21 protein-coding genes are annotated in these 19,749 nt (G+C 51.7%); 15 read left to right on the top strand and 6 right to left on the bottom strand.

All coding sequences use genetic code 11. From position 1 onward, the window contains the following. Window positions 1-2: 2 nt before the first annotated feature. The 3 genes from INF37_RS14315 to INF37_RS14305 all read right to left on the bottom strand — a co-directional run bounded on the left by INF37_RS14315 (window position 3) and on the right by INF37_RS14305 (window position 7,788). Window positions 3-4,250 (bottom strand): PIN domain-containing protein, encoded by a 4,248-nt coding sequence (locus INF37_RS14315; RefSeq protein ID WP_193539049.1) that lies wholly within the window; start codon window positions 4,248-4,250, stop codon window positions 3-5. Window positions 4,251-4,253: 3 nt separating this feature from the next. Continuing rightward, entirely contained in the window at window positions 4,254-7,526 is a 3,273-nt protein-coding gene (locus INF37_RS14310; protein WP_193539046.1) for a UvrD-helicase domain-containing protein, read from the bottom strand. Between the two features lie 82 nt (window positions 7,527-7,608). Continuing rightward, window positions 7,609-7,788 carry a helix-turn-helix domain-containing protein gene (locus tag INF37_RS14305; protein ID WP_328821092.1) on the bottom strand — a complete coding sequence of 60 codons (180 nt, stop codon included), beginning with the start codon at window positions 7,786-7,788 and terminating at the stop codon, window positions 7,609-7,611. Window positions 7,789-8,126: 338 nt separating this feature from the next. Here INF37_RS14305 and INF37_RS14300 point away from each other — a divergent pair, with 338 nt between their 5' ends. The 5 genes from INF37_RS14300 (at window position 8,127) to INF37_RS14280 (ending at window position 11,479) form a co-directional block, all read left to right on the top strand. Beyond that, complete coding sequence (locus tag INF37_RS14300; RefSeq protein WP_193539044.1) at window positions 8,127-8,801, top strand: alpha/beta hydrolase; 675 nt, start codon at window positions 8,127-8,129, stop codon at window positions 8,799-8,801. 111 nt (window positions 8,802-8,912) lie between these two features. Further along, window positions 8,913-9,500 (top strand): GNAT family N-acetyltransferase, encoded by a 588-nt coding sequence (locus tag INF37_RS14295; RefSeq protein WP_193539042.1) that lies wholly within the window; start codon window positions 8,913-8,915, stop codon window positions 9,498-9,500. 158 nt (window positions 9,501-9,658) lie between these two features. Continuing rightward, window positions 9,659-10,105 carry a GNAT family N-acetyltransferase gene (locus INF37_RS14290; RefSeq protein WP_193539040.1) on the top strand — a complete coding sequence of 149 codons (447 nt, stop codon included), beginning with the start codon at window positions 9,659-9,661 and terminating at the stop codon, window positions 10,103-10,105. An 84-nt stretch (window positions 10,106-10,189) separates the two neighbouring features. Next, window positions 10,190-11,047: an AraC family transcriptional regulator gene (locus INF37_RS14285; protein WP_193539038.1), complete on the top strand. Its 858-nt coding sequence runs from the start codon at window positions 10,190-10,192 to the stop codon at window positions 11,045-11,047. A gap of 18 nt (window positions 11,048-11,065) precedes the next feature. Further along, window positions 11,066-11,479 (top strand): DUF3788 domain-containing protein, encoded by a 414-nt coding sequence (locus INF37_RS14280; RefSeq protein ID WP_193539036.1) that lies wholly within the window; start codon window positions 11,066-11,068, stop codon window positions 11,477-11,479. A 40-nt stretch (window positions 11,480-11,519) separates the two neighbouring features. Here INF37_RS14280 and INF37_RS14275 read toward each other — a convergent pair whose 3' ends face one another. Further along, complete coding sequence (locus INF37_RS14275; protein ID WP_193539033.1) at window positions 11,520-12,278, bottom strand: MerR family transcriptional regulator; 759 nt, start codon at window positions 12,276-12,278, stop codon at window positions 11,520-11,522. Window positions 12,279-12,534: 256 nt separating this feature from the next. Between INF37_RS14275 and INF37_RS14270 the strand changes: the two genes are divergently transcribed. The 8 genes from INF37_RS14270 (at window position 12,535) to INF37_RS14235 (ending at window position 16,889) form a co-directional block, all read left to right on the top strand. Further along, a complete protein-coding gene (locus INF37_RS14270) occupies window positions 12,535-13,443 on the top strand; it encodes a helix-turn-helix transcriptional regulator (RefSeq protein ID WP_193539031.1) in 909 nt (302 codons plus the stop codon). Window position 13,444: 1 nt separating this feature from the next. Next, complete coding sequence (locus INF37_RS14265) at window positions 13,445-13,765, top strand: TfoX/Sxy family protein (RefSeq protein WP_193539029.1); 321 nt, start codon at window positions 13,445-13,447, stop codon at window positions 13,763-13,765. Window positions 13,766-13,767: 2 nt separating this feature from the next. Continuing rightward, complete coding sequence (locus INF37_RS14260; RefSeq protein WP_087187556.1) at window positions 13,768-14,397, top strand: GyrI-like domain-containing protein; 630 nt, start codon at window positions 13,768-13,770, stop codon at window positions 14,395-14,397. Window positions 14,398-14,405: 8 nt separating this feature from the next. After that, a complete protein-coding gene (locus INF37_RS16045; protein WP_456239159.1) occupies window positions 14,406-15,335 on the top strand; it encodes a GNAT family N-acetyltransferase in 930 nt (309 codons plus the stop codon). A 12-nt stretch (window positions 15,336-15,347) separates the two neighbouring features. Next, the gene (locus INF37_RS14245) at window positions 15,348-15,905 is read left to right on the top strand and encodes a DUF3795 domain-containing protein (RefSeq protein ID WP_087187555.1); all 558 of its coding nucleotides are present in this window, start codon (window positions 15,348-15,350) and stop codon (window positions 15,903-15,905) included. A gap of 4 nt (window positions 15,906-15,909) precedes the next feature. Beyond that, window positions 15,910-16,095, top strand: coding sequence for an SRPBCC family protein (locus tag INF37_RS15950; RefSeq protein ID WP_328821090.1), 186 nt, complete (start codon window positions 15,910-15,912; stop codon window positions 16,093-16,095). A 40-nt stretch (window positions 16,096-16,135) separates the two neighbouring features. Beyond that, window positions 16,136-16,306 (top strand): hypothetical protein, encoded by a 171-nt coding sequence (locus tag INF37_RS15945; protein WP_328821089.1) that lies wholly within the window; start codon window positions 16,136-16,138, stop codon window positions 16,304-16,306. A gap of 73 nt (window positions 16,307-16,379) precedes the next feature. Beyond that, window positions 16,380-16,889, top strand: a complete 510-nt coding sequence (locus tag INF37_RS14235) for a helix-turn-helix domain-containing protein (protein ID WP_193539027.1) — start codon at window positions 16,380-16,382, stop codon at window positions 16,887-16,889. A gap of 70 nt (window positions 16,890-16,959) precedes the next feature. On the opposite strand, the gene INF37_RS14230 is transcribed toward INF37_RS14235, so the two are convergent. Together INF37_RS14230 and INF37_RS14225 are read right to left on the bottom strand one after the other, a co-directional pair. Then, the gene (locus tag INF37_RS14230; RefSeq protein WP_193539025.1) at window positions 16,960-17,730 is read right to left on the bottom strand and encodes a 4Fe-4S binding protein; all 771 of its coding nucleotides are present in this window, start codon (window positions 17,728-17,730) and stop codon (window positions 16,960-16,962) included. Continuing rightward, entirely contained in the window at window positions 17,727-18,095 is a 369-nt protein-coding gene (locus INF37_RS14225) for an ArsR/SmtB family transcription factor (protein WP_193539024.1), read from the bottom strand. Before INF37_RS14225 ends, INF37_RS14230 begins: the two co-directional genes overlap by 4 nt. A gap of 191 nt (window positions 18,096-18,286) precedes the next feature. Between INF37_RS14225 and INF37_RS14220 the strand changes: the two genes are divergently transcribed. Further along, on the top strand, window positions 18,287-18,730 hold the full coding sequence (locus INF37_RS14220; RefSeq protein WP_193539022.1) for a zinc ribbon domain-containing protein: 444 nt from the start codon (window positions 18,287-18,289) through the stop codon (window positions 18,728-18,730). Between the two features lie 148 nt (window positions 18,731-18,878). After that, window positions 18,879-19,676, top strand: coding sequence for an alpha/beta fold hydrolase (locus tag INF37_RS14215; protein ID WP_193539019.1), 798 nt, complete (start codon window positions 18,879-18,881; stop codon window positions 19,674-19,676). The last annotated feature ends 73 nt before the right edge of the window (window positions 19,677-19,749 follow it).

Genomic DNA, 19,749 nt, shown 5'->3' with positions numbered 1-19,749 from the left:
TGTTATAGATTTTCGAGTTTACGCTTGATACGCTCCTGTTCTTTTAGAAATCTTGCAGTAAAAGGAACACCTTTCTTGACTTTCAGGCCCGCAAAACTGCTCTCGGTCTGGGCCATAAAATCAGCAAGCGTTCTAATTCCATTGTTCTGTAAAACAGAAATCTGGCTTGCCTCTAAGTGAAGTACCTTCAGACTAATTTTTTGGGCAAGGTATTCTTCCTGTGCTTTTGCCCGTCTCTCAGCTTCTGCAACCGCACTTGTTTTCTCTGCTGTGATTTGTGTTGCTTCGCTGCTCTCAGCTGGCTCAGTACCTACTACTGTCTCTGCGCTCACAACCGCCTGAGGCACATCCTCAAACGAGGATTCGGGTGGAGTGAGGAAGTCCTTTGCTGTCCATACCTCAAGCCCCTCACCGGATGCCTTATTGGAAAGGCTTCTATCATCGGTAATAAAAATGACAGGAATATCCGTATAGTACTTATATCGGAGGGCCACAGATAAAATCATATTGTCGTTTTGTTCCTTCTCTCCGGTATCTGCACGGTAAACATTGGGCACCAAATCAGTCAAACCTTCAGCATAAGTAAGCGGGAAATGCCGCTTGTAGTTAAAGATTGCTGATATAGCCCGCTGCGCTTTGATTTTTCGCTCATCCGCGCCGAAACGGGTCTTATGGTGTTCGAGTTCATTGTTTACATCCTTAGGAACTACAACAAGCTCACCATCATTTACACCGTCGAGTAGGTTCGGATAATTCATAATCGAGCATGTGTCAAACACAATGATTGTAGAATACCTGTGTAACTCTTCCAGTTCATCCTCTGTGAATTCAAGTGCTCGTTTCCTCTCCAGTAGTGCATCCTGGGTTTTGACAGTATGAGAGAGGTCGCGGTTCTGGGCCTCTGTTGTGGCCAGTCGATCCTCTGTTTCTGTAAGCTTGTCCAGAAGCTCCTGACTTCTACGTTCTTCCTCTGCCAAGCGAGCCTCAATGCGAGTGGTATCCTCACGGCGGCTTTTTCTCGAGGTAAGCTCACCTTTAAGACTTTGTATTTCCTGGCGGTTTCCTTCTACCATTTCTTGAATGGTCTTTAGTATTTGCTCAAAATTACCCCACTCATTTGGCGCAACTTTGCCTTCGGAAGGTGTATTCTCGACCGTAGGATCAGGAATGGCGGGTGGAGATGATGCAGAAACAGCATTTTCAGCCTCGTCATGGGTAGCATCGGTAGCCAGCGCCCCATGCGCAACTGGCTTCAAAACAAGGGGTTCTTCTATATTCACTGTTAAAGATTCCAAAACGGAAGGCCGCAAAGCTTTGGCAGAGGTGTTTGTATGGGACTCCGAATTGCTTCGAGGTTCATTCCTGGAGCTGGACATGCTGATTTGGCTACATAAGAAAGATTCCATGCAATTTCCTCTATGCACACAATAAATGCACCAATCAGAGGGAATCGCTGTTTTACCTTTTCCAAATGTCTGATTGAGATAATTTTTGGTTTCGCCACGAAGAATATCGACCGGCATTTGATTCTCTGGTTTTGGCAGCTTGCGGAGTGAATAAATCTTTTTCCAGCCGTCTCTTCTTGCAAGCGATTCAAATTCATGATACGGGTTTTTTATTTCAACTTCAGAGATATCAACAGAAAATAGAGCCGTCCCAAAAAGTTTTCGCGTCTGCATGTGGGAAGGATCGTAGGGCTTTACAGTTGTTCCGTGATCTTCTGTAATTATTTCATGGACAAGGTAATTCTTTGCTCTTGCTCTAAGGTCTAAAATCTCGGTTGATTTCCAAAACTTAAAGTAGGGTTCGAGTTTCTGCGTCTCCTGCGCCAAAATTTGGGGTAAAAATTTCATCACATCTGAGCGATTTTGCTTTCCAATTTGCTTCCAAACTGCTTCAATTAGTAGATTCTCAAAATATTTTTGGTACAGGAAATTTCCTTGTATAACCGGGCCATCTTCCATTACATAGTCCAGGAAAAAGCGATACGGGCATAAAAACATATCCATCATTTGATATCGGTCATATTTAACGCCCTTGGTCACATCTTGTCCAACGGATATTGAAAATGGAACAGGTTTATTGACGCGTTCAATCAGATCAGCCTTAGGTAATAATCCCAAGATGGACAGTAAAGCATAAGGTTCCGTTGTTTCGTCACCATACTGCCTCACATAGCTGAGCCGAACATCACAGCGATTGTAGCACAGACCGTAAAACAGAGCATATCTAAGAAAATTGCTACGTTCCCCCAGTGCGGTGTAGTACACCTGAAACTGTAGATCAATGGGGGAATAAGCAGCACGAATAAACTCGTCCGTGAGAGGCCACGGGAGTTGGTCGTTGACACTCATATTCATGTCGCGATCCGATACACATGCAAAGTGGTAAACTTTACGTTGCTCTTTCTCAAATTGACGTTTGCTCTGTAGAATATCGCCGTCAATCTGCTCGTAGTTTTTTACAATCCAGTCTACGCCTTGATCTTCATCGTTCTTCTGCTTCAAATAGTAATATAGTCCCTCTTGCAAATCTCTAAATGTACCGGAGAAGGTAGAGTTTTCCGGCTTTATTTTATCGAGGCGCAGTTGTAGATCCGAAATCAAGGCTCGCTCTTGCTCATTGGCCAGAGCTAACTCACGCTGTTTGAGAAACTCTTCGAGGTTGCGGAAATGCTTTCCAAAATTGATGAAATCCTCACGAGAATTGTCCAGAGCAAACAGATATGTAGCAATCTCATTGATCTCTTCAATTGCCCGAATGAGCGTAAGTAAGTCTTTTTTTGCAACCTTGTACTTGTTGTAAACGGATAGATTTTTCAGTTCGGAAAGTGTATCCGTACCCGGTGTTGCCGCCAGCTTATCATAGTTTTTGGCATAGCCCTCAATAATCTTGCTTTGAAATTCCTCGTATGTTGTCACATTTTCAAAGAGAATTGCAACATTGTAGAAGGTACGCAGCAGTACTTCTCCTGGAGCTACACTGAGGATGTCGGAAGACAAACACTCTTTTATAGCGTTGATATCGAAAATGATCTGTCTGTGCTCATAGTCCCACAAACGGTAAATCGCAGAGAAGAACTGTCCGATAGGGTAGGAAAGGAAGTGACGATCTTTGGCGTATTCAGGATAGTAGATTTTAAGCAAGGTGTGAACATCTTTGTTTGCAGTGTATACTTGTTCATCCAAATGTCGGAGAACAGCCGCATTGTTCCATACATCATTGCCTCTCTCCATGACACTACGCGATTCAGAATATCGCTGAATCGCCGCATCAAAGTGATTGGAAACAAAATGTGCATACTCTGTAATGTTCGCAAATTCCATAAGCTGAACGCTCTTGTACAGCTTATGCCATTTCCTAAGTAACGGACCGCCTACTGCGTTTCTATCTTCGCAAATTTCGCCTATTGCGCAGGCCAGGGCATTGCTGGGATTTTGCATTGTGGGGAGCTCATATTCACATACAGCAGTATCATGGTGAATGGGAACTTCGAAGCAACCATAGATTTCATTCCAGGAGGAATAAATTTTGGAATACTTCTTCTGATAATTGAACAAAAAGATGATGGTTATCCCCATCTTTTCCATAGCAAGTAAAAGCCGGAGCTGTACCGGTGTAAACTGATGCACACCGTGAACCACAATGCTGTCAAAGGGTTGCGCTTTGGTAATATCGACAGCTCTTTCACAACGCTTTGCTTCCTGTGGTGTTCCAGTACACTCTTCAACTTCCTTTTTTGCAAGAGACACAACGATTTCTTTGAGCTTTTCACGGCAAGGAGTTTCTGGAAACCTGAAAAGCGAACTTTGCTGTGCTTGCTTCAGCATATAGACAAAGAGCCGTTGCTCCGTGTTTCCCTTGCTTGCATCAACAGCAGATGCACCGATATCCAATTCTATGAAGAGACGGACAGCTTCAAGGAAATGATTTTGATTGTGAGCCAAAGCCATGTGGAACGGCTTACTGATTTTCCGTTTCTCTAACAGTTTCTTGAACACTGCTGAGAAAGCACTATACTGTTGAATCCGAAGGCTGATATTATCCGTCCACTGCATATAAACATCTTCGTGTTTGACCAATTCATCCAATGGACAAATCAAACCCTCAATTCGATCACCCAAAACATCCTTGAGGCCATTTACAAGGGTTCTTGCACTACAGAAGTGTGGTAAGGCAGAAATCTCATTCCAGAAATCCGCTTTATCTAACTTATAAGGGTCTTCATATGTGTAGATTTTAAACGGCATTTCTTACACCTCTGTTTCTATGAGATTCTGCCAAGATAGGTTCTGCTTTCCCTGAACTTCCACCCAGGAGAATGAGCGAATCGACCTTGTCATAGCAACATAGAGGATGCGGGTTTCCTCCCGAGCTTTTTCAGACTTCTCAATGACTTCATCATAGAAATCATTTTGAACAGTTTGACCGGAATTGCCCACACTCATGCTATAACCAATACGATACCGGCCCTGGTACTTGGTCGTGCTGATATGTAACTGCGTCCTTTTGATAAAATCCATGGAAGCAGAGCAAAAGGGCAGAATTACATGGCCATATTCAAGTCCCTTCGATTTATGTACTGTAATACACTGAATGGTAGACTCTTCCTCATTGCTGGCAGGAGTTCGACTATCGACAGAGACCTGAGAAATGATGCTATTATAAAGATGCTCCTGCAATGTGTTAATAGTAAGTCGATCCACATTGCAAGCGTTGATGAGCTGCTCAAACAACAAATCAACATTCAGCTGATAGTAATGCTGTTTCCAAGGATCGTCGCTGAAGTGTTTCCAGGGTTCAAGAGTGCTGTACACCTTGCGAATGGCCTGAAGTACGGGCTGTGTTCTAAGGCTTGCAACAATATATTCCCACCTGTTATTCTTATCAACGGTGTTTGCAAGCATCAGATTCATAAAGTTAATAAGGTAATTCACCTGTTCTTTCTCATCTGCCTTCGCCCGCCACTTTCCGCTGCGAATCTTCATACGTATCTCGTAGAGGTTGGATTTCGGGATATCCAAGTTAAAGAAATTTGAGGTTACCAGGTTGTAAAGATAGTCAGCTTCGTCAAAATGAACCAGAGCATTGACCAAAGTGAGCATGTCCATAGCGGGCTGGGACATATATAAGTCCCCGCCCGTGTTGGTATGTACGCTGATTCCAAGCTTGGCACAGTCAGTACGAATCATATCAGCTTGCCAGTTTTCACGAACCAGGATCGCAATGCTCTTTTCCTTTGCAGAAAGCTTCATTCCGTGGCTCTCTTCGTATTGAATGCGTTTCTGGATTCTTTTGATCTCCTCAACAAGAACGGGAATTCGCATCTCTTCATTTGCAGCCGGAAGTCGCCGGTAGAACCGGCTCTTGGAAGTCAAGTATTTTCCGTTATAGTCTCTTGTGCCGATTAGTTTATCTTTGGCTACATCGTAGGTAAGCAGCTCTTCATTCATTTCACCCCATGCAGCAAAAGAGCGGTCAAAAATATCCAGCAAATACTTATCCGTGCGATAGTTTCGCCGCAAAGAAAACTCCAACCACTTCTCGGGATTTTTGTCAATTCCCAATTGGTCAAAAGCCTTTTCTTTTGCGCCACGAAAACGGTAAATACACTGCTTAATATCGCCTACCAGGAACAGATTATAGTCAAGCACCTGGGCAATCCGCATCAAAGATTCAATTTGAGAGTCATCTGTATCCTGAAACTCATCAACAAACATAAATTGTTGGGCACCTTTATCTACTTTTAACTCTCTGATCCTGCTTTCGCTGTCTGGATCATTGATGAATCGATTAAGGATAGACATCATAGAACTGAGGTGGATTTTATTATTTTCTAAAAGTTCCCCCAGATATTCTTGCTCAACAGCCGGGATCACGCTGGCCAGTAATTCGTGCAATTCACCGTGGACCTCGCCATTCAAAAGGGTTCCGAAGTCTTGAGGCTCAATAGCTTCGATATCGACACTTTTATTGTGTAACTTTCCAATGAAGTCAAGAATACTGTCACGTATAGCGTAAACAGGCATGCCCAGCTTATCTGTATAGTCGTTCCCGTATTCGATTCTTTTCTGATGGATATACTCATCCAGTAGATCTGTAATTTTTTTGCGGCGATAAAATTCGCTGGAGGTTATACTCAGGTCGATTCCATAACCAAACGAGGTGCCCATCTGAGCAATCAAATCTTTCGCATAGGAATGAATCGTGCTGATCTGCATGTGTTCAATTCTGGACACCATTTCCAAGTAATCAGGGTTGGAGGTTATGAGGTAGCAATTCCTGAAGTATGTCTTGAGTTTTTCCTCCATTTGATCCGCGGCTTCATTTGTAAATGTGATCATCACAATGCGGTCGGCCATTTTCCGCAGGGGGACACTCTGGGTATAGCAAATAAAACCAATATGGGAAATCATCGTATAGGTTTTGCCAGTACCTGCGCCGGCACGAATTACAATATTCTTTTTCGGTGAAGCGTGCTCAACTTCATATTGTTCAAAATTGAACTGGCTCTGTTCACCAAGCTTTTTGAGAATAGATTCTTGAGAACGGCTATATTCCCCATTATGGATCACAAAAGAAGTAGTATTCTTATCAAAAGGCTCACTCAATACGCTCATGGAGCAATGAAAGCCCATGAACATGTCATTAACGGAAGTAGCCGGAGGAATATGGCTCTTCTGTTCGTCAAATGCGATTTCGATATTATCCCGATTTCGTACCAACCCTTTTTGTGTAAGTGCCGCATCAAGAGCATTAAGTACCAATATCATTTGTTCTTTCTTAGAGAACACACAATATAGCTTGCAACCGTACATATACTGAGCTTTGATGTCCTCGATGACATTGCAGTTCAATTCATCAGTGTCGGCAAAGTAATAAAAGCGAGAATAGTCATGCTGATGATAAAAATGCACCAACTCTTTTTCAATTTCAGATTCGCCATCTTCGTCCAGATCAACATCAGTTTCATACAGATTGCGAACTTCCAACATGGTTTTTGAATCGAATGGATCTCGTTTCCAGTGATAGACTTCCGATAAAGCTTGATCAATTTTTTTATAGAAAGAAGATGTGTCATCCAAATCCTCTTTTAATATAGTGAATGACTCATCCAAAACCACATCCAGCCTTTTACTGTGATAAAAATCCTTAGAAACTTGAGGAAGGCAGACCATTTGAAATACTAATGGAAACTTACCTGTATTTTGACGTATATGCCTCTCAATTGCAAAACGATATCCGCGCGCCTGCTTTTGTGGCGTAGCAAGCGTTTCCCCTTCGTTTGTTTTGATTATAATGGTATCACTATTCTCAATGCGAAGGATATTTTCTTCACGCCACCCCTTTAGTTCCACAACCAAAATGCCTTTCCCTGGCATAAGAATGCAGACATCAAACTCACGGCCATATATTTGACGATTCCAGTAAATGATATACTGATCGTCCAAAAATTCTTGGGCTTTGCGTATAAACAAATTTTCTCCAAAGTTAGTGGATTGTGCGCTTCCAATCAGTTTTGCCATGGAGCAATCCTCGCTTCCTTATACAAGCAGTATGTATTTACACCCGCCTACATAATATTTTCTCACAATAAAAGTCCATTTTTCAGGACAATTCTTTATCAGGCACAATTTCTAAAATATCCTCAATTTTACAATCCAGGGCTGTGCATATTTTTAGCAAAATTTCTGTGCTTACATGCCCGTTTCTCCCCAGTTTTGTAACAGAGGCAGGGCTAATTCCTGCCTTTGCACACAGGTCCTTTTTCTTCATATCTTTGTCAATGAGTAGCTTCTAAAGTTTTTTATAACTGACTGCCATAAGAAGATTCCTCCAGATAGGCAAAAATGCTCTGCCGTTCGGCAGAGCATTTGGTTTATGCGATCATGCCGCCAAGGTCTATTCCAACACCTGACAGCGTTGTATATAATGATAGCATATTCAGCAGGAATGCGCAAGAAAATCATGCAATCGCACGATTCTTAGTTTTTTCTCAGAAGAACTTCCTACAGCTTCCACGATTGTTGCGTCTATACCTACTTTGATATACAATGAAAAGCATAGGAATAAAATTTCAGCCGGACTATCACCTTCGTTGCAATAGAAAGCGGATGATGCACACGATGTACACCTTCACGATAAACGAAAAAACGGTATCCATTTTCCCGAGTTTGGAAGCAGATGCCCCCGTTATCTACCTCAACACCTTCTCCGGTGAAGGGCAAAAGGTGTATGAGGCCGCACAGGCTGCTGGCTGCCCGCCGTTCACGCTGGTTGCCATCAGCGATCTGGACTGGAACCACGATATGGCCCCTTGGGATAGTCCGCCTACTTTCAAAAATGCGGACCCCTGCACCGGCGGGGCGGACGACCATCTGCGGCTTCTGACCGAGGAGATCATTCCGGCGGCAGAGAAAGAGCTTGGCGGCGTTCCTCGCTGGCGGGGAATCGCCGGATACTCTCTGGCCGGACTGTTTGCCCTGTATGCCATCTACCAGACGGACCTGTTTTCCCGGGTGGGCAGCATGTCCGGCTCCCTCTGGTTTCCCGGAATGAAGGAGCACATCTTCTCCCATGAGCCACAGCACCAGCCGGACTGCATCTATTTCTCTCTGGGAGATAAGGAGAGCAAAACCAAGAATCCGATCCTGCGCACGGTTCAGGAGAACACCGAGGAGATATGCGCTTATTACCAGCGCAAAGGGATCGACACGGTGTTCCAGCTGAATCCTGGCAACCACTTTGTCCAGAGCGTGGAGCGCACCGCTGCCGGTATTGCCTGGATGCTGAGCCGGTAAGTCTTGTCGGGCTGGATGTTTACCGTTATACTGGCAGCAGGGAGGCATTGTCAGAGAAGCGCTGCGTTGCAGTGACAAACACATACCATGCACACAAGGGAGAAAAAGCCGATGAATACACCCACATTGGAAACGGAACGGTTGATTTTAAGAAAATTCACAGAGCAGGACGTGAACGCGCTGTTCCTGATTCTTCAGGATGAAGAAGTCAATCGTTTTCTGCCCTGGTATCCAGCGAAAACCATGGACGAAGCCAAGCAGTTTTACGAGGAACGGTACGCGCCGATCTATGCCCAGCCCTGCGGGTATGCCTATGCGATCTGTCTAAAAGAGCGCAACGCCCCAATCGGCTACATAAACGTGGCTATGGACGAACATCACGATTTCGGCTATGGGCGTTCCAAGGAATATTGGCACAAAGGAATCGTCACGGAAGCCAGCAGGGCAGTGATCGCGCAGGTGAAAAAGGACGTTTTGCCCTATATCACCGCTACGCATGACCGAAACAACCCCAGAAGCGGCGGTGTGATGCGAAACGTGGGTATGAAATACCAATATTCTTACGAGGAGCAGTGGCAGCCGAAAAACATCCTGGTCACATTTCGGATGTACCAGCTGAATCTGGACAGAGAGAAAGAACGGGTCTACAAAAAATACTGGGACAGCTCAGACGTTCATTTTATCGAGGCGGGGATATAGGCCCATTCTTCCTGCCGTTTCCATCAGGCCGAGACGGAATGCGAAAACCGTTGCAGCACTGCCCTGGTAAAGCCCCCCTGACCTGCTTTGGGGTCCAGCGGCCGAAAGCGAATCATCAGAAACAGGATCACAACATGGCCTCCTTGAGGAATAACACTATGAAAATTCAACTTTCAAAACCGGAACATATCAATGGTTGGATGGCACTGGTCGAGCAGGTCAGGGATGCCTTTCCCGGCCTGGAAACCGCCGAAGCGATGGCGGAGCATCGGGCCACCGTCCTGCAATTCATCCAAGCGTCTTCCGCCATCTGTGCATTGGAGGCGGGGCGGGTCGTGGGCGCCCTGCTGTTCTCAAAGGAAAACGGTATACTGTGCTTTCTGGCGGTGGACCCCGCTTACAGAAGGCAGCATATTGCCCGGCAGATGGTGGACTTCATGCTGACGCAGATGGAGCGCGGGAAAGCCATCACCGTCACCACCTACCGGGAGGGTGATCCCAACGGGGTCGCTGCCCGGGCTTTCTACAAGCGGCTGGGCTTTTGTGAGGGCAGACTGACGGAGGAGTTTGGCTGTCCGGTCCAGGAATTCATCCTGAACCACTGACCGGCCGGACAAAAATGGACACGGAAAATCGGGCAGAGGCCGCCTGGTTCCGATATGCTGGAGGACAGAAGGACGGTGTGACCAATGGATTGGGTGACAAGCATTCATCAGGCGATCCAGTATATCGAACAGCATCTCCGGGAGGCGCTGACCATCCGGGACATCGCGCAGCAGGCGTCTTTATCCCCCTTTTACTTTCAGAAGGGCTTCGCCATGCTGTGCGGCATGACGGTGGGCGACTACATCCGCCAGCGCCGGCTCTCCGCCGCCGGGCTGGAGGTCCTCACGACGGACCGGAAAATCATCGACATCGCGCTGGAGTTCGGCTACGACTCGCCGGACAGTTTCACCAAGGCTTTTGCCCGCTTCCACGGCCTCACACCTGCCGCACTGCGAAAAAGCGGAGGCGCGGTCCGTTCCTTTGCTCCGCTTCGGATCAAAGTGACATTGGAAGGTGGTCAAAACATGGATTGCAAGATTATGAAAAAAGAAGCGTTCACGGTGCTCTGTCGGGCAAAGACCTTCAAGTATGAGGATGCGGTGGCCCAGGTCCCCCAGTTCTGGGCGGAGCACTTCGGTACAGGCGGCGGCAAGGTGGTGTGCGGCATATACGGCATCAACCTGGACGAGAGCATGGGCGGAAATGAGTTTGAATATCTCATCGCCGACAACTACGATCCCGCCAGGGAGATCCCGGAGGGCTTCACCACCCGCACCATCCCGGCCCACACCTGGGCGGTGTTCCCCTGCACCGGCCGGATGCCCCATGCGCTCCAGGGACTGAATCAGCAGATCTTTTCCCAGTGGCTGCCCACGAACCCTGATTACAAGATTGCCGCGGGCATCAACGTGGAGCTTTACAGCGACGCCAGCAGGTTTGAAAATGGGACCCAGGATCAGGATTACTACTGCGAGATCTGGATCCCGGTGGAAAAGAAGTAAATCGAGGAGGCGGCTGTTGTGCCTGAGATCGTGCCAAGCGCGGAGCAGATGACAAGGTTAGTGGGGAAACCCTTATATGAGATCTGGACGCAGCTATGTGCCCTGATTGACGAAAAATATGACATGGATCGCCTGTGGGGCAGCGGCGGGAAGGCATGGACCTATGAATATAAATATCGCCGGGGCGGCAAGACCCTGTGCGCGCTGTATGCCAGAGAAAACTGTATCGGGTTTATGGTCATCTTAGGCAAGGATGAGCGCTTGAAATTCGAGGACGACAAAGAGCATTATTCTCCGGAAGTACAAAACATTTATGACGGAACGCCAACCTACCACGATGGGAAATGGCTGATGTTTGAGCCGGTGGATACCTCATTGTTTGAGAATTTCCTTCGGCTGCTGGCCATCAAACGGAAACCGAATCGGAAATAGAAGCAGGCCCCCGGTGAATCGCCAGGGGCCTGCTTCATTCTTATTTTACCCAGTGGACGACCGCATCCCGCAGGAAGCGGGCGCAGCCGGGTACTTGTTTGTCGTAGTAGGCGGTGAACCGCTCATCCATCACATAGAGTTCCGCGATCCCCCGGTGCTTGGCCGGGTCGTACTGCTTCCCGGTAATGGTGAGCCACCGGCGGTGGAGGGCGGTGATCTCCTTGCCCTCTTGATCCTCCGGGGGTAGCCCGGCCCGGACGGCGGCCTCCAGCCGCTCCTGGATCTCCCGGCCCAGATCCGTCCATTCCTGATACTGCGCCTGGGTCAGACCCATCACTGCGGCGTTGGCCTCGTCCACCTCCTGGTCGCCATACTTGGCCCGGATCTCCGCTCCGTAGACTTCCTCATTATGGGCTACCGTGCGCTGCTTGAACGCCTCAAATTTCTGTTCGTCGCTCATAATCTCGTTCCTTTCTTCCGCTCCGATGGTGTCTTTCACCGACCGGATCAACTTTTCCAGCCGCTCCCGCTCCGCCTCCAACGCGGTCAGGTGGTTTCGCAAAGCGGCCAGACGGTCAAAGGAGGGATCGTCCAGACATTCCTTGATCTGGGCCAGCTCCACCCCGAGGGCCCGGTAATAGAGAATGTCCTGCAATCGGTCCACCTCCGCCCCGCCGTAGTAGCGGTAACCGCTCTCCGCCACCCGGCTGGGCTTGAGCAGGCCGATCTGGTCGTACCAGCGCAGGGTGCGGGTGGTCACCCCGGACAGGCGCGACAGCTCCTGAATGGAATACTCCATGAAACATCCCTCCTTACGGATACTATACCAGTTGACGGAGCGTCAAAGTCAAGGGAAGCTTTCTAATTTGACGACTCTTTTTCTTTCGGCAACCGAACAATACCACAGAAAGAGAGAAATGGCCACTGAAAAACTGATTTTCTTTTAATCGCAGCGCGAACGGAAGCCGCTCGGTTGCTTTCAAATCAAACATGACACACAGTTGTCCTGTTTCTATGGTATAATGCAGATAAAAGCAGGAAAGGCGGTGGTCTCCTTGAAGATGGAGCAGCTCATTGGCATCCTGTCCATCCTGCTCCAGCGGGAGAGGGTCACCGCCCCGGAGCTGGCGGAGCAGTTCGAGGTGTCCCGGCGAACCATCCAGCGGGACATCGAATCCCTGTGCCGGGCGGGCATCCCTATCGCCACCGCTCAGGGTGCGGGCGGCGGCATCTCCATCATGGAGGGCTACCGGGTGGACCGGACGGTGCTCACCGCCCCGGAGATGCAGGCCATCCTGGCGGGGCTGCGGAGCCTGGACAGCGTCAGCGGCACCCGGCGCTATGCCCAGCTGATGGAGAAGCTGTCCGCCGGGACGGGCGCTTTGGTGTCCGGCGGGGCCCACATGCTCATCGACCTCTCCTCCTGGTACAAGACCAGCCTGCCGCCCAAGATCGAGCTCATCCAGAGTGCCATCGAGCAGCACCGCACCATCCGCTTCACCTACTTCTCCCCCAAAGGGGAGTCGGTGCGCACGGTGGAGCCCTGCTATCTGGTGTTCCACTGGTCGGCCTGGTATGTGTGGGGCTGGTGCCGGAGCCGGGAGGATTTCCGGCTGTTCAAACTAAACCGCATGACGGATCTTACCACCGGGGAGGACTTTCCGCCCCGGGCTGCGTCCCTGCCGGAGCTGGAGCCAGAGCGGCTCTTTCCGGCAAAGTATCAGATCACCGTGCTCTTTGATCCCAGCTGCCGCTGGCGGCTGGTGGAGGAATACGGGGCGGACCGCTTCACTACGGAGCCGGACGGTCGGCTGTGCTTTACCGGAGGCTTTCCCGACGCGGACAGCGTCCTCAGCTGGGTGCTCACCTTTGGGGATAAGGCGGAACTGGTGGAGCCGGAGGAGCTGCGGGAGCAGCTGGGACAGCTGGCCGAAACACTGGCCCATCGTTACAGGAGGGATTGAAATGGCCTCTCATCAGGACTTTGTGGACTATGTGGCCGAACAGCTGCGGGAGGCCGGGACCATCCGCAGCCGGAAGATGTTCGGGGAGTATGGTCTCTACTGCGACGGCGTGTTCTTCGCCGTCATCTGCGGCGACCAGTTCTTTGTCAAAATTACCCCGGCGGGCGAGGCGGCCTTTCCCAATCTGCCCAAGGCTCCGCCCTATGAGGGGGCCAGAGACTATATCTGGGTGGAGGATGTGGATGACCGGGACACCATGACCACCCTCACCCGTCTGACCTGTCTGGCCCTTCAGGAGCAGCCGAAAAAACGGAGGAAATAACCATGGCCTTTGATTACAAGAAAGAGTACAAGGAGTTCTATCTACCGCCCAGAACGCCGGGCATCGTCACAGTGCCTGCCATGAACTTTCTGGCGGTGCGTGGGCAGGGCGATCCCAACGAGGAACAGGGCGCCTACAAGCAGGCCCTGGAACAGCTCTACGCGGTTGCTTACACCATCAAGATGAACAAGCGGAACCCGCCGGAGGGTTATTTCGAGTATGTGGTGCCGCCGCTGGAGGGCCTTTGGTGGCAGGAGGGCGTCCACGGGGTGGACTATTCCCGCAAGGCGGATTTTCGGTGGATCTCCCTCATCCGCCTGCCGGAGTTTGCGACCAAGGCGGTCTTTGACCGGGCCGTCCGGGAGGCCACGGAGAAAAAACAGCGGGACTTCTCCCAGGTGGAGTTTTCCTCCTGGGCGGAGGGGCTGTGTGTCCAGTGTATGCACATCGGCCCCTATGACGATGAGCCCGCCACCGTGGCGGCCATGGAGGAATATGCCAGGGCGCAGGGCTATGAGCTGGATTTCAGCCAGGGCCGGTTCCACCATGAGATCTACCTGAGCGATGTGCGGCGGTGCCAGCCGGAAAAGCTGAAAACTGTCATCCGACAGCCCATCAAACGGACGGAGTGATGGAAGAGATGAACACGATCATTCGCGAAATACGCCCGGAGGAATATACCCTTTTGCGGGAATTTCTCTATCAGGCCATCTATCTCCCGAAAGGCGTGGAGCCGCCGCCCCGGTCCGTGGTGGATCGGCCGGAGCTGCAGGTCTATATTGAGGGCTTCGGCACACGTCCCGGCGACTATTGTCTGGTTGCTGAGGTTGGAGGAAAAGTGGTAGGGGCGGCGTGGTGCCGCATCATGGAGGACTACGGCCACATCGACAACGACACCCCCTCCCTGGCCATCTCATTGCTGCCGGAGTATCGCGGAAAAGGCATCGGGACACGGCTGTTGAACGATCTTTTGCTCCTTCTCCAGGAGAATGGATACCGGCGGGCATCCCTCTCCGTCCAGAAGGAAAACCCGGCCCTGTGCCTCTACCAGCGAGCGGGCTTCCGAATCGCGGCAGAAAAGGGTACGGAATATCTGATGCTTTGGGATGCTGCCCAGGCGATGGAGCAGGAGAATATGGATATGGACGCAGAAAAACAGCGGGAAAGTAAGATCCAGCAGTGGTTTTCCCTGTGGCTGGACAAGCAGAATACGGGCATTGAGGAGCTCTTTGCCCCCAATGCCGTCTACATCGAGAGCTGGGGACCGGAGTACCACGGCAGGGTGAAGATCAAGCTGTGGTTTGACGAGTGGAACACCCGTGGCACCGTGGAGTGGTGGGACATCCGGCAGTATTTCCACAAAGGCGACCAGACTGTGGTGGAGTGGGCTTTCCGGTGTGCCATGACGGACGGCACTGTCCAGAGCTTTGACGGGCTCTCCCTCATCCGCTGGAACGAAGCGGGGCAAATCTGCTTTTTGCAGGAATTCGGGTGCAACGAAAACCGCTACGACCCCTACGCCCAGGGGGACACCCCGGTGTTCCGGGAGGAACCAGCACTGTGGTTTTAACGGAGGGAGTGACTGAAGGGCTTTACCAGAGAAGAGACCCGCTTCTCCCTGTGCGGTCTCAACTGCGCTCTCTGCTCCATGTGTCTGGGCGGGTACTGTCCCGGCTGCGGCAGCGGGGCAGGCAACCAGAGCTGCGCCATCGCCAAGTGCTCCCTGGCCCACGGCGGGGTATCGTTTTGCTGGGAGTGTTCGGAGTACCCCTGCTCCCGCTATGATGGCTTTGACGATGGGGACTCCTTCGTCCCCCATCGGAACCGGCAGCAGGATATCGCCCGGGCCCAGGAACTGGGGCTGGATGCCTACCTCACGCAGTTAGCGGAAAAGCGCGCCATATTGGACGCACTTCTGGTGGGCTACAACGACGGTCGCCGCAAGACGCTCTTCCACACGGCGGTCTATCTTCTGCCGCTGGGGGAATTACAGTCCGTGATGGCTGACTTGGACAGCCGGCCGGAACTGGCCGGACAACCCATCAAGGAGCGGGCCTTTGCCACCGTGGAACTGCTTCAACAGGCAGCGGACCGCCGGAGCATCAGCCTGAAGCTGAATAAGAAAGCGAAGAAGGGGTGAGTTTATGCCAACTTCCAAGGTGACCGTCCACTTTTCCTGCCCGGTGGAGCGGGTGTGGCAGGTGGTAACTGACCTTTCCAACACCGCCTGGCGCAGCGACCTCAAACGGGTAGAGGTGCTGGACCGAGGCCCACTTCGTAGAACACACCAAGAGCGGCTACGCCACGAACTTCACCGTCACGGCCTGTGAGCCGCTCCGCCGCTGGGCCTTCACCATGGAGAACGGCAATATGTCCGGCTCCTGGGAGGGGATCTTTGAGATAGCAGAGGACGGTATCCGGCTCCATTGCACCGAAACCGTCAGCGCCAAACGCTGGTGGATGCGCCCCTTTGTACCCGGTTATCTGAGGCGGCAGCAGAGGCTGTACCTGGACGATCTGCGGCGGGAACTGCAAAAATAGGGGCTGTTAGTTTGCGTTGCTTGCGGCAACGGGCCGCTTTGCCTACAATGGGGGCGAAAGGAGTTGAATCCCGATGCTCAATGAAAACATCAAAGCCATCCGGAGATCCAAGGGGCTCTCCCAACAGGAGCTGGCCGTCAAGCTGAACGTGGTGCGGCAGACCGTTTCCAAATGGGAGCAAGGCTTATCTGTTCCAGATTCCGATCTGCTCATCGCCTTGTCGGAGGCGTTGGAGACGCCTGTCAGCACGTTGCTGGGTGAAACAGTTGCAGAGTCGGAGGCGGATGAGGTGAAGGCTCTCGCGGAAAAGCTGGAGGTCATCAATCTGCAGTTTGCCCGGAGAAAGGCCCTGCGGCGCTCGGCCCTCCACTGGGGGCTCATTGCGGTGTGCGTGGGTATCCTGGCCGTGGCCGTCATTCTGGCGATGGCGGGCAGCCCTTACCTGGGCTGGGATTACAGCGCCCCAGAGACCGCTGTCATGGGGGTAGCCATCCACGCATTTGAATGGGGCTTTGTCCGCCTGGCCCCCTTCATCCTTATCGCGGCGGCGGCAGGCGTTTTCCTGACGCGGAAAAGAGGATAGAGGCTACGAAGGCCCCTGGCAGAAAGCCAGGGGCCTTCGTAGGAACGACAGTATGGGAGTCACCCTTTTGTCATTCTCCGAGAAACAGTTCGTTCTTCTTGGGTGCGCCGCAGATCTTCTTCATCTTACCCGCGGCAACCGTTGTTAGGATAGGATTGATGCTTCGTGCATGAGCCGGACAGATGCTGACGCAGCGCATACAGATGATGCACGTTTTATGATCGGTTTTGGAGGGCTCTGCCGCTGGAATCGCCTGAACGGGACATTGCTTAGCGCACAGCCCGCAGTTCGTACAGTTCTTCTTGGCGGAAGGCTTGATGGGAATCCCGGAATACTCCCTGAATGGATCATTGCCGGGAACGGCCAGGTCATCCGGGATTCGCCCCTCCTCCAGACACCGGCGGATCTCTTTGGCAAATCGAGACAGTTCCGCCAGATCACCGGGATCGGGGCGGCCCGTGGCAAACTGGCGCATGATGGAATGTTCCGCCACGGCTGCCACCGCCGCGGCGCAGCGGAAACCAGCACGCTTCAGGCAGGTTTTCAGTTCCAACAGCGTGTCATCATAGGCCCGGTTTCCATAGACCACCACCAGAATGGCCATTGCGCCGTTGGCGCGGATGCGCTCCAGCCGTTCCGCCGCGATGGCCGGGACCCGGCCGCCAAAGGAGGGGACGGCCACGACACAGATGTCCTCTTTGTCCAGAGAGATCCGGGAAAAATCCATGCTGGCATCAGTCAGGTCAATGGTGCTGACCTCCCGCCCGAATACCTCCGCAAAGGGAGCGGCAGCCTTTTTTGTGCCTCCCGTGGGGCTGAATAGGATTTGATAGACCCTCATTTGTGTTCTCCTTCGTTCTCCTGATAGGTCGGGCAGTGTTTCATCTGCCGGACGGCATCCTGCAGCAGCTCCGATACAGCCAGCAGGCTGCTGCTTGCAGAATCCAGATAATAGTAATTTTTCGTTCCTTCCCGCCGGAATGTGATGATCCCCGCATCCTTCAAAACTTTCAGATGGTGGGACACCGCCGCGCGGGAGAGATTCGTGCTTGCTTGGAGTTCTCCCACCCGCAGGCCCCCTGTTCCGCAATTCTCAATGAACACCCGGAGAATAAGCTGGCGGGTCTCGTCTCCAATCGCGCAGAACGCTGGGCGGCAGGCCTGGAATTGCAGCGCCAGCTGATTGCCGCTCGTTGGTTCAGCCATTTGGTCACCTCCGTCCTCCTTGATCGACGCGCATGAACCATTATAGCATAAACTACAGCGCGCGGATGATTGGTCAAGAAAATCGAGTTCATTGGGACACTGACCGCTCAACCATCAAGCCAGGGGGCAACAGCCAGTTGCTTTGCTTTTTGTTCCCCGTGTGGTATGCTTCGGGTAAGGTGGTGATCAATATGGAACCCAAAGAAATCCTCCTGGAGCTGCGCGCCAGGCGCGGCTTTTCCCAGGAGCAGCTGGCAGAAAAGGTCCACGTGACCCGGCAGGCGGTTTCCCGCTGGGAGACCGGCGAAACGGTGCCCAATACGGAGACGCTAAAGCTGCTCTCCAAACTGTTTGACGTCTCCATCAACACCCTGCTGGGCTCGCCCCGGCAGCTGATCTGCCAGTGCTGCGGCATGCCCCTGGAGGACGCCAATATCAGCCGGGAGCCGGACGGCGCTTTCAACGAGGCGTACTGCAAGTGGTGCTATACCGACGGGAAATTTGTCTACACCAGCCTGGAGGAGCTGCTGGACTTTCTGGAGGGCCACATGGCCAATGAAACCTGGCCCCCGGAACAGGTCAGAGCCTACTTTGCAGCCCAGCTACCGAAACTGGAGCACTGGAAGCAGAGATAAGCAAGGCTCCCGCCCTCGGAATTTCAGAGGGTGGGAGCCTTGCTTTTATGCGGCCCGGATGTCTCTCTGCTCGGGTATGGAATTTTGCATAGACTTGCAGTATAATGACCCAGGCATCCTGTTTTACCCATTCGGGAGGAGATCCAATATGACCTTTCATGAATTCGGAGATGATACGCGCCCCCACATCATGCTGATCCACGGCGGTGGAAACGCTTGGTGGAACTACCTGCGGCAGGCCCGCGTCCTGGCCCAGCACTACCATGTGATCCTGCCCACGCTGGATGGCCATGGCGAGGCATATCAAACGCCCTATGTCTCCACCGAGCGGACCGCAGACCAGCTCATGGACTATATCCAGCGGCATTGCGGTGGACACCTCTTCGCCCTGTGCGGAGTTTCCTTGGGCGGCCAGATCGTGATAGAGCTTTTGGCGCGGAAGCCGGATCTTACCGAAAAAGCCATCGTTGACGGCAGTCTTTGTTACCCGCAGCCCATGATGGCCCGGTTCTGCATCGCCTCGGTATGGCTGTTTGGGTGGATGCTGTTCAGCGAATGGGCGTGCCGCCTTCAGCTGAAGCTTATGCCCAAGCTGTTGCCTAAAGAGATGACCTATCCCCAGGAGATCCAGGAATACTATCTGCAGGATATGCCCAGAACGCCGCGGAAAACCTTATACACCATGTACCGGACCTATATGGCGCAATACCGCGTGAAAGAAAGCGTGAGAAACAGCCATGCCCAGGTCATGTACTGGTACGGGGAGAAGGAGATGAAGTGCGTCAAGAACTCCGCCCGTATGTTCCAGCAGCTGCTTCCCACCTGCCGGATCTACGAGGCAAAAGGATACGGGCACGGCTATCTGTCCGTCTATCTGCCGGAGGAATGGCTGCGCATCGCACTTCCTTTCTTTGAAGGCAAAGATCCCAATACCCCCGGCGAATAGCCGCATATAGGCAACAGGCATTTTATGTTTTGGTGTACCGGGTATACAATAGAAACAAATGTATAAGGAGGAA

Origin of the sequence: Pseudoflavonifractor gallinarum (assembly GCF_014982855.1) — a bacterium.
Classification (GTDB): Bacteria; Bacillota; Clostridia; order Oscillospirales; family Oscillospiraceae; genus Pseudoflavonifractor_A; species Pseudoflavonifractor_A gallinarum.
Note: the sequence above shows the minus strand (reverse complement) of the source record. Positions and strands in the feature narration are given on the sequence as shown.

Excerpts from the sequence above, each read along its gene's own strand:
- INF37_RS14315 (WP_193539049.1), bottom strand. The coding sequence starts at position 4,250 with ATGCCGTTTAAAATCTACACATATGAAGACCCTTATAAGTTAGATAAA.
- INF37_RS14310 (WP_193539046.1), bottom strand. The coding sequence starts at position 7,526 with ATGGCAAAACTGATTGGAAGCGCACAATCCACTAACTTTGGAGAAAAT.
- INF37_RS14300 (WP_193539044.1), top strand. The coding sequence starts at position 8,127 with ATGTACACCTTCACGATAAACGAAAAAACGGTATCCATTTTCCCGAGT.
- INF37_RS14295 (WP_193539042.1), top strand. The coding sequence starts at position 8,913 with ATGAATACACCCACATTGGAAACGGAACGGTTGATTTTAAGAAAATTC.
- INF37_RS14290 (WP_193539040.1), top strand. The coding sequence starts at position 9,659 with ATGAAAATTCAACTTTCAAAACCGGAACATATCAATGGTTGGATGGCA.
- INF37_RS14285 (WP_193539038.1), top strand. The coding sequence starts at position 10,190 with ATGGATTGGGTGACAAGCATTCATCAGGCGATCCAGTATATCGAACAG.
- INF37_RS14275 (WP_193539033.1), bottom strand. The coding sequence starts at position 12,278 with ATGGAGTATTCCATTCAGGAGCTGTCGCGCCTGTCCGGGGTGACCACC.
- INF37_RS14265 (WP_193539029.1), top strand. The coding sequence starts at position 13,445 with ATGGCCTCTCATCAGGACTTTGTGGACTATGTGGCCGAACAGCTGCGG.
- INF37_RS14260 (WP_087187556.1), top strand. The coding sequence starts at position 13,768 with ATGGCCTTTGATTACAAGAAAGAGTACAAGGAGTTCTATCTACCGCCC.
- INF37_RS16045 (WP_456239159.1), top strand. The coding sequence starts at position 14,406 with ATGAACACGATCATTCGCGAAATACGCCCGGAGGAATATACCCTTTTG.
- INF37_RS15950 (WP_328821090.1), top strand. The coding sequence starts at position 15,910 with ATGCCAACTTCCAAGGTGACCGTCCACTTTTCCTGCCCGGTGGAGCGG.
- INF37_RS15945 (WP_328821089.1), top strand. The coding sequence starts at position 16,136 with ATGTCCGGCTCCTGGGAGGGGATCTTTGAGATAGCAGAGGACGGTATC.
- INF37_RS14235 (WP_193539027.1), top strand. The coding sequence starts at position 16,380 with ATGCTCAATGAAAACATCAAAGCCATCCGGAGATCCAAGGGGCTCTCC.
- INF37_RS14230 (WP_193539025.1), bottom strand. The coding sequence starts at position 17,730 with ATGAGGGTCTATCAAATCCTATTCAGCCCCACGGGAGGCACAAAAAAG.
- INF37_RS14225 (WP_193539024.1), bottom strand. The coding sequence starts at position 18,095 with ATGGCTGAACCAACGAGCGGCAATCAGCTGGCGCTGCAATTCCAGGCC.
- INF37_RS14220 (WP_193539022.1), top strand. The coding sequence starts at position 18,287 with ATGGAACCCAAAGAAATCCTCCTGGAGCTGCGCGCCAGGCGCGGCTTT.
- INF37_RS14215 (WP_193539019.1), top strand. The coding sequence starts at position 18,879 with ATGACCTTTCATGAATTCGGAGATGATACGCGCCCCCACATCATGCTG.